At 71.0% G+C, this 13,140-nt stretch carries 11 protein-coding genes; 3 read left to right on the forward strand and 8 right to left on the reverse strand.

The genetic code is table 11. The features are described from left to right. Positions 1-23: 23 nt before the first annotated feature. From LCH29_RS32480 to LCH29_RS32515, 8 genes are all read right to left on the reverse strand, one after another. Positions 24-782: a sugar phosphate isomerase/epimerase family protein gene (locus LCH29_RS32480; protein WP_446465271.1), complete on the reverse strand. Its 759-nt coding sequence runs from the start codon at positions 780-782 to the stop codon at positions 24-26. Then, complete coding sequence (locus LCH29_RS32485; RefSeq protein ID WP_446465272.1) at positions 779-2,734, reverse strand: DUF2264 domain-containing protein; 1,956 nt, start codon at positions 2,732-2,734, stop codon at positions 779-781. Before LCH29_RS32485 ends, LCH29_RS32480 begins: the two co-directional genes overlap by 4 nt. A 48-nt stretch (positions 2,735-2,782) precedes the next feature. Continuing rightward, on the reverse strand, positions 2,783-3,763 hold the full coding sequence (locus tag LCH29_RS32490; RefSeq protein WP_446465446.1) for a hydroxyacid dehydrogenase: 981 nt from the start codon (positions 3,761-3,763) through the stop codon (positions 2,783-2,785). Positions 3,764-3,819: 56 nt separating this feature from the next. Continuing rightward, positions 3,820-4,707, reverse strand: coding sequence for a carbohydrate ABC transporter permease (locus LCH29_RS32495; protein WP_446465273.1), 888 nt, complete (start codon positions 4,705-4,707; stop codon positions 3,820-3,822). After that, positions 4,704-5,666 carry a carbohydrate ABC transporter permease gene (locus LCH29_RS32500; protein ID WP_446465274.1) on the reverse strand — a complete coding sequence of 321 codons (963 nt, stop codon included), beginning with the start codon at positions 5,664-5,666 and terminating at the stop codon, positions 4,704-4,706. Before LCH29_RS32500 ends, LCH29_RS32495 begins: the two co-directional genes overlap by 4 nt. Positions 5,667-5,733: 67 nt before the next feature. Further along, positions 5,734-7,083, reverse strand: a complete 1,350-nt coding sequence (locus LCH29_RS32505; RefSeq protein ID WP_446465275.1) for an ABC transporter substrate-binding protein — start codon at positions 7,081-7,083, stop codon at positions 5,734-5,736. Positions 7,084-7,203: 120 nt separating this feature from the next. After that, entirely contained in the window at positions 7,204-8,289 is a 1,086-nt protein-coding gene (locus LCH29_RS32510) for a LacI family DNA-binding transcriptional regulator (RefSeq protein WP_446465276.1), read from the reverse strand. 121 nt (positions 8,290-8,410) lie between these two features. Next, on the reverse strand, positions 8,411-9,013 hold the full coding sequence (locus LCH29_RS32515) for a hypothetical protein (protein ID WP_446465277.1): 603 nt from the start codon (positions 9,011-9,013) through the stop codon (positions 8,411-8,413). A gap of 958 nt (positions 9,014-9,971) precedes the next feature. Here LCH29_RS32515 and LCH29_RS32520 point away from each other — a divergent pair. Genes LCH29_RS32520 through LCH29_RS32530 form a run of 3 tightly spaced genes read left to right on the forward strand, consistent with a single transcriptional unit; the run spans position 9,972 to position 13,026 of the window. Next, complete coding sequence (locus LCH29_RS32520) at positions 9,972-10,508, forward strand: DUF4142 domain-containing protein (RefSeq protein ID WP_306664808.1); 537 nt, start codon at positions 9,972-9,974, stop codon at positions 10,506-10,508. A gap of 20 nt (positions 10,509-10,528) precedes the next feature. Beyond that, complete coding sequence (locus LCH29_RS32525) at positions 10,529-12,049, forward strand: DUF1996 domain-containing protein (RefSeq protein WP_446465278.1); 1,521 nt, start codon at positions 10,529-10,531, stop codon at positions 12,047-12,049. Then, on the forward strand, positions 12,049-13,026 hold the full coding sequence (locus LCH29_RS32530; RefSeq protein ID WP_446465279.1) for an RNA polymerase sigma factor: 978 nt from the start codon (positions 12,049-12,051) through the stop codon (positions 13,024-13,026). Before LCH29_RS32525 ends, LCH29_RS32530 begins: the two co-directional genes overlap by 1 nt. Positions 13,027-13,140 lie beyond the last annotated feature (114 nt).

The raw sequence follows: 13,140 nt of genomic DNA on the forward strand, positions 1-13,140 counted from the left end.
CGCCCGCACCCGGCCCGCGGAGGTCACACGGCGGCGAGGGCCCGGAGCGTCGCCGCCTCCCGCGGCAGCAGCCGCTCGTCGTCCCCGGGGACGAACTCCAGCAGAACGTCCAGGGGGGCGGCGTCCTCGGTGCTCAGCCGCTCGAACGCGCGGCGCCACAGCGGGGCGCGCGCGGTCAGCGGCAGCCGGGTGGTGCCGGGCCACCAGGAGAAGGCGTGGACGGCGGCGACCCGGCCACCGAGCACATCGAGCCCGGTCAGCGCCTCCGCGTCGGGCAGGTCGACCGGCGGCTGCCAGTAGGTGCGCACCTCCGCGCGGTCCACCTCGTCGAGCAGGCGGAGGGTGTGCGCGGCGCCGTCGGTGAGCGTGTTGCGGTGGAACTCGTACGCGAGCTCCACGCCCGCGTCCGCCGCGAGCACCGCGGCACGCCGGGTGTCCTCGACCACCGCCCGGCGCCGTTCGGGCGGTGTCGCGTCGGTGCCCGTGACGCCCGCCCAGATCCGCACCCGGGGCGCCCCGAGGGCCACGGCCGAGCGCAGCACGGCGTCGAACTCCCCCGGGTCGGTGTGCCCGGCGCGGTAGTACGAGCCGTACGAGGCGACGGCGAGCCCCGCGTCCAGGGTGGCCGCGCGCACCGCCCGGGCGGCGGCCGTATCGCCCGGGGGCACATGGACGTCGCCACCCCATTCGACGCACTCCAGGCCCGCACCGGCCACGGCGGAGATCACCGCGGGCGGGTCGAGGTGGCGAAGGGTGACCGAGCAGATGCCCAGCCGGCTCACGTGGTCTCCTCCCTCACGGTGGGGACGGTGTCCGCGCCCCCGTCGCCGAAGTCCACGACGGTACGCATCCCGTCGGGCCAGCGCACGGTGACGGTGTGCCCGCTGACGTCGACCGCGGCGAGCCTGGTGAGCGGGGCCGGCCCGGGGTCGCCGGTGAGCGAGGCGAGCGCGGCGAAGAGGGTGCCGGACGGGTCGTCGCCCACGGTGCCGGTCAGTTCGGGGACCAGGGCCCAGGTTCCGTACGCGGTGCCCCGGGGCGCCCGTACCGTACGGGAGGTGTCCCAGCCGTGCAGCCCGAGGAGCTGGCCGGTGACCTCCGCCCCGGCGAGGGACACTTCGGGTGCCCCGTCGGTGGCGTCGGTCTCGGTGGCCGCGCCCGGGGGCAGCGCGATGGCCCAGCCGGTGTGGTGGACCGTGGTCCCGGCGGGGATGTTCACGGTGCGGTGGACCCGCAGTTCGAGCCTGCCGCGCACCAGGGTCAGGCTGTCCAGGCGCGCCGCGGGCAGGACGGGGCCGCCGGGCGGGAAGAGCGGGGTGTGGGAGGAGGCCAGCCAGCCGGGGCCCGCGGCGAGCGGCTCGATGCGCAGCCGGTCGCTGCGTACGCCGCGCATCTGGAGGGCGATGTGATTGTCGGGGATGTTGTCGGCGCTGGTGGGGCCGGTGCGGGTGGAGTAGGCGAGCCGCCCGTAGAGGGGTTCGGCGGGTGGCCGCTCCGCCTCCCAGGGGCGCACCTTGCAGCTGCCGTGGTTGTGCAGCCGCACCAGACCGTCGCTCGCGGTGGTCTGGACGAGCAGCCCGGGGGCGGGCAGCGCGAGCGCCCGGTCGGGCCCTTCGGCGGGGGCGGCCTCCTCGGGGGCGGTCCACACGGGGTGGTCGGCCGGGAGCAGCAGGCCGAGGAAGCCCTTCGACGCCCAGTACGGCGACGCGGGTCCGGAGTAGCGTTGCACGGTCGGGGCGTGCGGCCCGTACCAGCCGAGGCCGAGGATGCCGTCCGGGCTGAGGGCGCCGCGGTCGAGGAAGTGGCGGAGCGCGCCGCTGAGCAGGCGGCGGGTGGTGCCGGGTGCGAGCGGGGTGTGGCCGGTGAGCGCGCCGAGCGCCACGGCGGCTCCGGCAGCGAAGCGGTAGGTGAGGGAGCGCCCGTGGTGGATGGGCGCGCCGTTGGCGTCGAAGAGCAGCGCGAAGCCGTCGAGGAACTCCTCGAGGCGGGGGCCGAGGCGGTCCAGGAGGGCGCGGTCCTCGGCGAGATGGGCGTGCAGCAGCGGATACATGTGCAGCGCCCAGCCGTTGTAGTGGTCGAAGGCGCGCCCGTCGCCGTCGGAGTACCACCCCTGCCCCTGGTACCAGCCGTCCAGCAGGCCGAGCGGGCGGTCGATGGCGCGGGCGGTTTCGGCGTCGCCGCGTCCGACGGATTCCAGGAAGCCTGCGACGGTGAGCTGGAAGAGGTACCAGTTGTTGGGCGCGGGCGCGTGGCGCAGCGCGCCGCGCAGCCACTCCTCGGTGCGGTCCCGGGCGTCGGGGGGCAGCGCGTCCCAGGTCCAGGGCGCGGTCAGGCGCAGCCCGAGCGCGATGGAGGCGGACTCCACCATGGGCTGCCCCTGCACCCCGTGGTGTCCGATGAGCGGCCAGGACTCGGCGTCGTCCCGCCCGGGGGTGCGGGTGCCGTGGTCGATGCCCTCGGTGTAGCGCTCCAGGAAGCCGTGCGGGTCCTTGCCGTAGGCGCCCGCGCCGCGGAGCGCGGCGAGCAGGAAGGTGCGGGCGAACCCTTCGAGCCCGTCGGAGCGGACCCCGGACCGGGACGGCGGCCCCGGCAGGTCGAGCAGCCCGTGGTGGGGGGTGGCGAAGCGGAGCGCGGCCCGCAGCAGTCCGTCGGCGGCGGCTTCCCAGTGGGCGCGGGTGTATCCGGTGTGCGGGCTGAGGTCGCGGTCGTCTTCGGGGAGGTCGAGTACGAACATGTGGGGGTGGGTCTCCTTGTCCGGGGGCGGCCGTGCTTGCTACGGCGGTTACGCGGAGCGGTCCAGCCGTTCGTGGAGGACGGGATGGGCGAAGGCCCGTCCGGCCACGTAGTTTTCGACCTCGCCGATCGCGAGGTCGGCCAGCCGCCGCAGCTCACCGCTCTTCGATCCGGCGATGTGCGGGGTGAGGAGCACGTTGTCGCATGTGTACAGCGGCGATTCGGCCGGCAGGACCTCCGGCACGGTGACGTCGAGGACGGCGTGGAGGCGTCCCGCCACCACCTCGTCCGTCAGCGCCGCCTGGTCCAGCACCGCCCCCCGCGCGGTGTTGATCAGGGTGGCGCCGTCCGGCATGGCGGCCAGCAGCTCCCGGCTGACCAGACCGCGGGTGGCGGGCAGCAGGGGGGTGTGCACGCTGACGATGTCGCTGGTGGCGAACAGCTCCCGCAGCCCCACCTGCCGTACGCCCAGCTCCCGGGCGTCCTGCGCCGTGACATACGGGTCGTACAGCTGGACGTCGAGGTCGTACGGCTCCAGCAGGGCGATCACCCGGCGGCCGATTTCCGAGGCGCTGAGGATGCCGACCGTTCTGCGGTAGTTGCCCGCGTCCGGGTAGCGGCCGCTCCAGTCGATGGTGCGCCGTTCGGTGCGGTAGTCGCGGGCCATGGCGAGGACGCGCTTGTTGGAGAGCAGGATCATGGCCAGGGTGTACTCGGCGACGGGTACGGCGTTGGCCGCGGCCGCCGAGGAGACCGCGATGCCGCGCTCCCAGCAGGCGTCGGTGATGTGGTGGCGTACCGTCCCGGCGGTGTGGACGACGGCGCGGAGCCGGGGCGCGGCGTCCAGGGCACGGTCGTCGAGGGGCGGGCAGCCCCAGCCGGTGACGAGGAGTTCGGTGTCGGCGAGGGTGCGGCGCGCGGCGGGGGTGGTGAAGTCGTCGAGGACGAGGTCCGGGTCGAGGTCGAGGAGTGCGGTGAGCCGGTCCAGCGCGCCGGAGCCGAGCACCTGGCGGGCGGTGCGCGCCGCCATGCCCAGGGCGGCGCGCGGGCGAGGGCGGGACGGCGGCTGCGGCGGCTGCGATGCGATCACTTGACACTCCCTGCGGTCAGTCCGGACTTCCAGTAGCGCTGGAGCATCACGAACGCGACGATCAGCGGTACGACGGCGAGCAGCGAGCCGATGACGACCAGCGGGTAGTACTCGGGCGACACGGTAGCGGAGCTGTTCCAGGTGTACAGGCCGAGGCTGAGCGGATACAGATGCTGGTCGGAGAGCATCACCATGGGAAGGAAGAAGTTGTTCCAGATGGCCGTGAGCTGGAACAGGAAGACGGTGACGAAGCCGGGGCCGAGCATGCGCAGGCTGACGCGCACATAGGTCTGGAGTTCCCCCGCGCCGTCGACCCGGGACGCCTCCAGCACCTCGTTCGGTACGTAGCCGCTGCTGAGCAGGCGGGCGAGGTAGACGCCGAACGGGTTGAAGAGGACAGGGATGAAGACCGCCCAGAAGGTGTTCACCATGCCGACGCCGGAGGCCACCAGGTAGAGCGGCAGGGCGAGGACGGTGGGCGGCACCATGACACCGGTGAGCACGAGGGCGAACAGCTTCTCCTTGTGCCGGAACTCGTACTTGTCGAACGCGTAGCCCGCGGCCACGCTGATCAGCGAGCCGGTCAGGGCGCCGACGACCGCGTACAGCAGGCTGTTGACGTACCACTCGCCGTACAGCCCGCCGTCCATGGCGAACAGGTCGGAGAGGTTGCTCGCGAAGGAGAAGTCGCCGAAGGAGAGGATGTCGCTGCCGAAGAGGGCGTCGGCGTTCTTGGTGGACGCCAGCAGCAGCCACAGGGCGGGCAGCAGGGTGTAGAGCGCCGCGATCAGGACGACGGCGTTGGCCACGCCGCGGCTGGTCAGCCGGGACCGGACACCGGCTCTGGGAGTGTGCAGGGTGCTGTTCGGGGTGGTGGTGGTCATCGCGCGCTCCGTTCCCGGCGGCCCGACCAGCGCGTCACGGCGTACGACAGGGCGCAGGTGACGATCAGGAGGATCACCGAGGCCGCGGAGGCAAGTCCGTAGTTGTTGCGGCGGAAGGCCGCGTCGTAGATGTACATGTTGGGGGTGAAGCGGGAGTTGACCATCGGGGTGGCCTGGTTCATCAGCATGGGCTCGGTGAACAGCTGGAGCGCGCCGATCAGGGAGAACATGCACACCATCACCAGGGAACCGCGGATGATGGGCACCTTGACCTGGAGCGCGGTGCGGATGCCGCCCGCGCCGTCGATGGTCGCGGCCTCGATCACCTCGCGCGGCAGCGCCTGGAGCGCGGCGTAGAAGATGATCATGTTGTAGCCGAGTCCGCTCCACAGGGCGATGTTGACGATCGACGGGAGCACGGTGTGCAGCCCGAGGAAGTCGATGGTGATGTCGGCCTGGGCGAAGACCTTGATGATCGGGCTGAGCCCGGGGGTGTAGAGGTACAGCCAGAGGACGGCCGCGATGATGCCGGGCACGGCGTGCGGCAGGTAGAGCAGCATCTGCGCGGTCCGCCGCAGCCGGACCAGGCCCGAGTCCAGCAGCAGGGCGATCGCCAGGGCGCTGAGGACCACGAGCGGAACGAAGATCACGCAATACAGGGCGATGGTGCCGAACCCGGTGAGGAAGCTCGGGTCCTGGAGCACCGCGAGATAGCTGCGCAGTCCGGTGAAGACGGTACGCCCGCCACCGAAGCCGAGCCCCTCGTGGTCCTCGCCGAAGAAGCTGAGGTAGATGGCGTACCCGACGGGGACCAGGAACACGGCGACGAGCAGGGCCGTGAAGGGGGTCAGCAGCACCGCGGCGGCGATCCGCTGCTGGCGCCGGCCGGTTCTGGAGGGCGGTTCGGCGGCGGACGCCGGTGGCGGCGCCGTCCGTTTCGAGGAGATGACGGTACTCACGGGATACCTCGGCTCACGGTGAAAGGGGAAGCCGGCTGAAGGGGAGACACAGCGCGGGTGGCGGGATTCAGCGCTCGGTGACCGACAGGCCGAGGCTCTTCAGATCGGGCATCGTCCGGCTCTGGGCGTCGCGCAGGGCTTCCAGGACACTGCCGCTCCCGGCCCCGGCCTTGGCGAGCCCGTCGTCACCGGAGGTGGTCGTCGACACCATCCGCGGTCCCCACTGCCAGGTGGGGGCGATCAGCTTGGCCTGCTCGTCGAAGAGGCCGAAGATGTCCTGGCCGGAGAAGTAGCTGGTGTCCATCTCCTTGCGGGCGACCGGGACCAGGCCGGGCACGGACGGGAAGGCGCTGCTGACACCGCTGGCGAGCTTGGCACGCAGGGCGTCGGGGCTGGTGACCATCCAGGAGATGAACTCCATGGCCTCCTTGGGATGGTCGCTGTCCTTGGTGACCATGAACGTCGAGCCGCCCTGGGTACTCACCTTCGGCTTGGCCGCGTCCCACTGCGGCACCGGCGCGATGGCCCACTTGCCCTTGCCGTCGGGGGTGGACGCCATCATCGAGCCCGCGGCCCAGGCGCCCGCCAGATAACCGGCCGTCTCACCGCTGCGCAGATGGGCCCGCCACTGCTGGCTGGACCCGGGCTCCACGCGCACCAGGTCGTCGTCCTTCAGGCCCTGCCAGTAGTCCGCGACCTTGCGGGTGGGGGCATCGTCCATCGACACGCGCCAGGTGTCGCCGGAGGTCTCGTACCACTTGGCCCCGGCCTGCCACGCGTACGCGGCCATGTACAGGGTGCCGCCGGTGGTGAAGAGGCTGGCGATACGGGAACGGGGCGCGGCCTTCTTGAGCTTGCGGGCCGAACTCTCGAACTCCGCCCAGGTCTTGGGGACCGGGATGTGGTTCTTGGCGAAGATGTCCTTGCGGTACAGGAAGACCATCGGCTCGATGTCCACCGGCACGGCATAGGTACGTCCGTCGAAGGTGGTGAGGTCCAGCGCCTGCGGCAGGATCTTGCGGCGCACCGAGTCGGGCAGCAGCTTGCTGATGTCCCGGGGCACCCCGTCGATCGTGAAGCCGGGCAGCTGGGGGTATTCGATGGTGGCCACATCGGGGGCGTTGCCCGCGCGGGCGGCGTTGCTGAGCTTGGCCCAGCCGCCCTGCTCTCCCGAGGGAACCTGCGCGAAGTCGACCTTGATGTTGGTGTGGGTGCGGTTGAACTCGTCCACCACCTCCTGACTGCCGCGCAGCGCGGACCAGAAGGTGAGGCGGACGGGGCCGTCCTTGGCGGTGTCCGCTCCGCCGCCGCCGGAGCAACCAGTCAGCAGGAGGGCGAGCAGTGTGAGCAGTGCCGTTGTTCCGGCTGTCGCCCGGCGTCCGGTAGCCGGGCGTCCTGGGCGTCGGTGACCAGGCATGAACCCTCCCCTGTTCGCGGTGGAGCGGTGGAGTCAGGGGGAATCCTGATCGCTTGACGGAAATACCGTCAATACATCGAACAGAAGAAACCAAAGCGGTCAAACGATCAGACGCTCGGATCAGGCGAGCGGCACCGTCGAATCCCGGGCCACCAGACCGGGCAGCAGCTCCAGGTGGCGGGCGGCCCCCGGCCACCGGCCCTCCCGGGCGTGGTCGAGCTGCCGGAGCAGCAGCCCGAGGGCGGCCCTGCCCACCTCCGCCTTCGGCGGGGCGACGGCCGTCAGCGCGATCTGGCCCATGTCGGCCACCACGTCGTTGTACGCGACCACCGAACAGTCCCGCGGCACCTCGACCCCGGCCTCCCGCAGCCGCTGGACCAGCACCAGCGCCTCCATGTCGCCATGGATCAGCGCCGCGGTGGCCCCGGCCCTGCGCAGCGTCTCCGCCAGGTCGGCCGCCCGCGCGTCGTCGGCACGCGGATCGGGGCCCGCGGTGCGCGAGCTGAGGATGGTCGGGCACCCCTCGGCGATGCCCCGGGCCGCCGTCTGCTCGGCGAACTCCGACCGGATCACCCTGGCGGTCGGGCTGTCGTCGCGTGCGGCCAGCACGATGCGCCGGTGGCCGAGGGAGGTCAGGTGCCCCAGCGCCAGATGCACCCCGTACCCGTGGTCCGAGCGCACACAGTCCAGCTCGTACAGGGAGCTGCCGCGCTCGGGGCGCCGCTCCATCAGCACCACGGGGACGTCCAGGGCGCGCAGCCAGGAATGATCGCGCGCCGCCTCGGCCGCCGTGCGCCAGTGCGGCGAGAGCACCAGGCCGCGCGCACCCGCCTCCAGCGCCGAGCGCACCGCGGTGCGCTCGGCGTCGGGCTCGTCGGCCGCGATGTGCAGCGCGAGCCGCAGCCCCGCCTTCTCGGCGACCTCCCGGGCCGCCTGCACGGCCTCGGTCAGATAGGTGTTGCGTTCCGGGATCACCATGCCGACGGTGTCGCCGGTGGCGGTGGACTCCGGGGCCCTCGGCTGGAGCGAGCGGGCCACCCCATGGCCGCGGCGCACCTCGCCGCGGCGGGCCAGCTCCTCGACGTCCCGCCGTACGGTGACGACGGAAACCCCCAGTTCATCCGCGAGATCGGTGATCCGCGCGATGCCCCGGGACTCCACCAGGTCCGTGATCCGCGCCTGTCGCTTCCGCGCCGACTCCCGCATGTCCTACCGCCCGTCTCGCCGGACGCGTACGGCCGGACTGTGCGTCGACGCGATCGGCTTTCGTTATCCGCTGAACACCGCCATAGTAGCGATCATTCGATCAGCGGCAGCGGGGGCGTCGTCACACACCCGGCAGGAAGCCGTCGGGGAAGCCATCAGGGGGGTAGCGGCGCATCAGCCACTCGGCCTGCACCTCCAGGACACGCTGCTTGCGCCGGCCGGCGCGGACCATCAGAACCAGCGCCACTTCCAGGAAGACGAAGAAGGCGATCGGCACCAGCAGCACCGGCTTGCCTGTGAGTGTCAGCTGCACCACCAGCCAGATGGCGACGAACGGCACCACCGCCATGGCCGGGACCAGCTTGACCATGCTGCGCTCCCGCTCGATCATCTCGGCGTGGTTCCGGGCGGCCCGGGCGCTGCGGTCGTGGAAGGCCGGATGCCGGGCGGCCACCTCGAAGGGGGTGCCGGGCGGCACCGCCTCCCGCTGCGCCCCGGCGTCGTGGTCCGGTACGAAGACGCGGTAGCGGAGCGACTTGGAGCCCCGGGTGCGATGGTGGCGGTAGCCGTACGCGGTGGCCAGCTGGATCGCCTGGTCGGGGCGGAGTTCGGTGGTGGAGATGTCCACTTCGGGCCGCCCGTCGAAGAGATGGGCGTAGTGGCCGGGCAACTCCCGCCGCGCCTGGGCCACCCGCTTCGACAACGTCCCTCGCTCCGCGGCCACGTCCCACCTCTTGTTGCACCCTGCACGACCGGCTGACCGGGCACACGCTACCTGCGCCGTGGTGGGGCCGTAGCAGCAGGTCAGAGGTGGTCGAAAACCGCTCGGCATAGGGTCATACGTCAGGAAACCGACGATGACGGCCGGTCAACGGGCCTCGGCACGGGGGCGACCTGGGCGCGGGGACCGTACGGTCTACGCGGCGTCGGGTCCGCCGGGCGGTCGCCCGGTCCGGCCCTCTCCCCTGTAACGGCCCTCTCCCCTATAGCGGCCCTGCCCCCTGTACCGAGCCTCTCCCCTCTTACGGCCCTCTCCTATAGAGAGGACAGAAGGAGAGGGGAGACGGCCCGGGGCGGGATCCGCTTCGCCGTCACCATCCGGCGGGAGACCCCGGCCCCCCGGGAGCAGCCGGATCACCGCGGCGCCCGTCCCCTCCTCGGCGGGCTCGTGGGGTGCGGGCTCCCGTCGCGTCGGGGTCCGGTCCCCGGCCAGTGACAGCACCGGCGGTTTCGGCGCAGAACGGTGTCCCGGGACGGTTCGCGCAACACGGGGCACCGGCGTCGGGTTCATCGCGGTCGCTCGCACGGCTTGGGCCCTTCCGGTCGTGGTGATGGCGGGGGGTTCTCCCTGCCATACGTACGGCCGCGCCGCCGTGCTCAATCCGCCGGAAAAAAAAATTTGAGCGATGCCGAAATCGGCATATCCAGGGGCGAATCCACGCCTCCAACGCGCGGGCGCGAAGAGTACCAACGAGTAGAGATCCCTGTCCCGGCTTTATTCACTAGTGATGAGGTCTCCACGACCGTGCCACACCAGGCACTAGCGTCCGGTGTCACTCCGAAGCAAGGAGGGCGCTGTGCGATCAGCAAACCTGAGCAGATCCATCGCATCCAGCCGTACGATCGGCAGCGGGCTCATCATTGGTGCGCTCGCCGTTACGCTCGCGGCAATTCTCATCCCCGTGAGCCTGTTCAGCTCGAGCAGCGCCGCGGTACTGCCCAACGGTGTCTCGGACGACGGCGGCGGGACGGTCACCACCCAGTACGGACCGCTCACGCCGACCGATCGGGACTTCGTACGCAAGGTCAAGCTCGCCGGCCTCTGGGAACTTCCCTCCGGGCGGATGGGCAAGGAACGCGGGACCTCGGAGGCCGTCAAGACCGCGGGCCAGCACCTCATCGACGGCCACACCGAACTCGACCGCCGTACGAACGAAGTCGCCCAGGCCCTGGGTGTCAGCCTGCCCACCCAGCCCAACGACCAGCAGCAGGGCTGGCTGAACGAGATGTCCCAGGCACCGAGCAGCGCAGAATTCGAGCGTTTGTTCGCGCAATTCCTGCGAAGTGCCCACGGAAAGGTGTTCAATCTGGTGGCGCAGGTTCGTGCCCAGAGCAAGAACTCCATGGTCAGGTCTCTGGCCACCAGGGCCAACACCATCGTTCTCGACCACATCACGGTCCTCGAGGACACCGGGCTTGTCGACTACGACGCCCTCTAACGACTAAGTGAAGTGATCTCATGAGGCAACAGACCCACAAGCGCGGGCGGTTCAAGAACAAAACGGTCGCCATCGTCGCCGCCCTGGCACTGGGCGGCGGCGGGGCCGCCATCATCACCGCCAACGCATCAGCAAGCGGGGACAACAACACCTCCGCTCAAGGTGGCGCCGTATCGGCCAAATCCGCCGGTGGCACGATCAGCTGCCCCGACGTGAGCCAGAAGCTGAGCGGCGATGTGCCGAAGGGTTCCCAGGCCCAAGTCGCCAAGGGTCTCGGTGAGCTGGACAACCAGGTGGCCACCGCCTACCAGCAGATGAACAAGGGCCAGGTCTCGGGCGACGAAGCCCTGTCCAAGCTCAACGACCAGCGCCAGCAGACGCTCAGCCAGATGGGCCAGGCAATGGGCCAGGGCGGCGGGGAGAACTCCCAGCTCCAGGACATGAGCGAATGCAAGATGCAGCAGGTCGCACAGGCAGGCCAGCAGCAGCAAGGCGGCGACCAGCAACAGGGCGGCGACCAGCAGGGCGGCCAGCAGCAAGGCGGCGACCAGCAACAGGGCGGCGAGCAGCAGGGCGGCGACCAGGGCGGCCAGCAGCAGGGCGGCGAGGGCGCCAACGACGTGCCCGGCAACGCCGGCGGCCAGGCGGGCAACGGCCCCGCGCAGGACGACTTCGTCGACATCACCCAGGTGCAGCCGAACGCCGAGCAGGCCCCGCAGGCCAACGGCAACGGCTCCACCGGCACCTTCACCTCGGAGTGCGGCGTCGGCGACCCGAAGCTCCGCAACAGCGACAACGTCATCGTCGCCCCCGGTGTGGGCAACGGCGCCCACCACATGCACGACTACGTGGGCAGCGACCAGAACGACGCCTTCGCCAACAACCAGACGTTCGAGCAGGGGGGCACCTCCTGCGCCAACCAGGACGACAAGTCGACCTACTACTGGCCGGTGCTCCGCCTCCAGGACGGCAAGGACGAGGCCGACGCCAACCAGCTCGGCGGTGGCCAGGAAGGCAACGTCGGCACGATCCTGACTCCCAAGGAGTCCAAGATCGAGTTCAAGGGCAACGCCCAGAGCAAGGTCGAGGCCATGCCGAAGTTTCTCCGGATCATCACCGGTGACGCCAAGGCCTTCACCAATGGCGATGCCAACGCCAACGCCTCCTGGAGCTGCTCCGGCTTCGAGGACCGTCAGCTGACGGACAAGTACCCGCTCTGCCCCGAGGGCAGCGACCTGCTGCGCACCTTCGACTTCCAGAGCTGCTGGGACGGCCAGAACATCGACAGCGCCAACCACCGTGACCACGTGGCCAACGCCAACGAGGACGGCTCCTGCCCGCAGGGCTTCAAGGCCATCCCCCAGCTGGTGAACACCATCAGCTATGAGAACCCGGGTGACACCCCGTTCGCCGTGGACGGTTTCCCCGAGCAGTTGCACAAGCCCATCACCGACCACGACGACTTCATCAACGTGATGTCGGAAGAGCTCATGAAGAAGGCTGTGGACTGCATCAACAGCGGCCAGCAGTGCAAAAACTGATGGCAGATGATCACCTGGCGCGCGCCGGCCGCAAGGCCGGCGCGCGCCGCGCTGCATCGCACCACCGGGCCGCGGGTGACGCGGCCGCCGACGACACCGCCGGAGACCATCCCGGCCACCCCGGCCACCCCGACCGTCCGGTCCTTCCCGCCACCCGGGAGCCGGGCGGTCCGTGCGTGCGGGGGGTCTGCGCCACCGAGGCCGGTGCGCCCTCCGACCAGGAGCTGACCCGTCGGCTCAAGGAGGAGTACGCCTTGGGCGCCACCAGCCCGGCCTCGGGCGACATCCTGTACCGCCGCCACCACCAGGCGACGCTCTCGTACGCCCGGACCTGCTGCCGGGCGCTCCATGACGCCGAGGACCTGGCCTCCGAGGCGTTCATCCGCACGTTCCAGGCGGTCAGGGCGGGCGGCGGCCCACGGGGGCCGTGGCGGCCGTATCTGCTGACCGTCGTGCGCCACACGGCGCTGGAATGGAGCGAGGGCGAGCGTCAGATCCTGCTGACCGCGGACTTCGAGACCTGGCTCCAGCACGCACCCATGGCCGACCCCCAGTGGCACGTGGTGGCGCGCGAGGACCGTCAGCTGCTCGTCCGCGCCTTCCGCAGCCTTCCGGAACGCTGGCAGACCGTGTTGTGGCACACCCTGGTCGAGGAGGAACCCCCGCAGCGCGTGGCGTCGTTATTGGGCATCTCCCCCAGCGGGGTCACCTCACTGGCCTTCCGCGCCCGTGAGGGGCTGCGGGAGTCGTATCTCCAGTCCCATCTGGAGTCCGCGGCAAACGACCGCTGCCGCCACTTCAGCGCCATGCTCGGCGCCTCGGTGCGGCGCGGCGGGGTACGTGGCCACGCGCTCGCGCGCCACCTGGCCGAGTGCGCCTTCTGTGCCCACGCGTACAAGGAACTGCTGGGTCTCAACGCCGCGATGCGCACGGCGAACCCCACGGCGAACCGCACCGCGGCGCCGTCCCCGCACTGACGCACCGCACCACGCGGGCTCACCGCACCACGCAGACTCACCCGCCACGCACCGGACTGCCGACCGCGCACGCGCGGCCGGCAGTCCTGGGTGGTGCCGGTGTGTTCGCCTCTG

The sequence above is a fragment of the Streptomyces sp. BRA346 genome, from assembly GCF_052851135.1.

Excerpts from the sequence above, each read along its gene's own strand:
- LCH29_RS32485 (WP_446465272.1), bottom strand. The coding sequence starts at position 2,734 with ATGTTCGTACTCGACCTCCCCGAAGACGACCGCGACCTCAGCCCGCAC.
- LCH29_RS32490 (WP_446465446.1), bottom strand. The coding sequence starts at position 3,763 with ATGGCGGCGCGCACCGCCCGCCAGGTGCTCGGCTCCGGCGCGCTGGAC.
- LCH29_RS32505 (WP_446465275.1), bottom strand. The coding sequence starts at position 7,083 with ATGCCTGGTCACCGACGCCCAGGACGCCCGGCTACCGGACGCCGGGCG.
- LCH29_RS32530 (WP_446465279.1), top strand. The coding sequence starts at position 12,049 with ATGGCAGATGATCACCTGGCGCGCGCCGGCCGCAAGGCCGGCGCGCGC.
- LCH29_RS32525 (WP_446465278.1), top strand. The coding sequence starts at position 10,529 with ATGAGGCAACAGACCCACAAGCGCGGGCGGTTCAAGAACAAAACGGTC.
- LCH29_RS32495 (WP_446465273.1), bottom strand. The coding sequence starts at position 4,707 with ATGACCACCACCACCCCGAACAGCACCCTGCACACTCCCAGAGCCGGT.
- LCH29_RS32510 (WP_446465276.1), bottom strand. The coding sequence starts at position 8,289 with ATGCGGGAGTCGGCGCGGAAGCGACAGGCGCGGATCACGGACCTGGTG.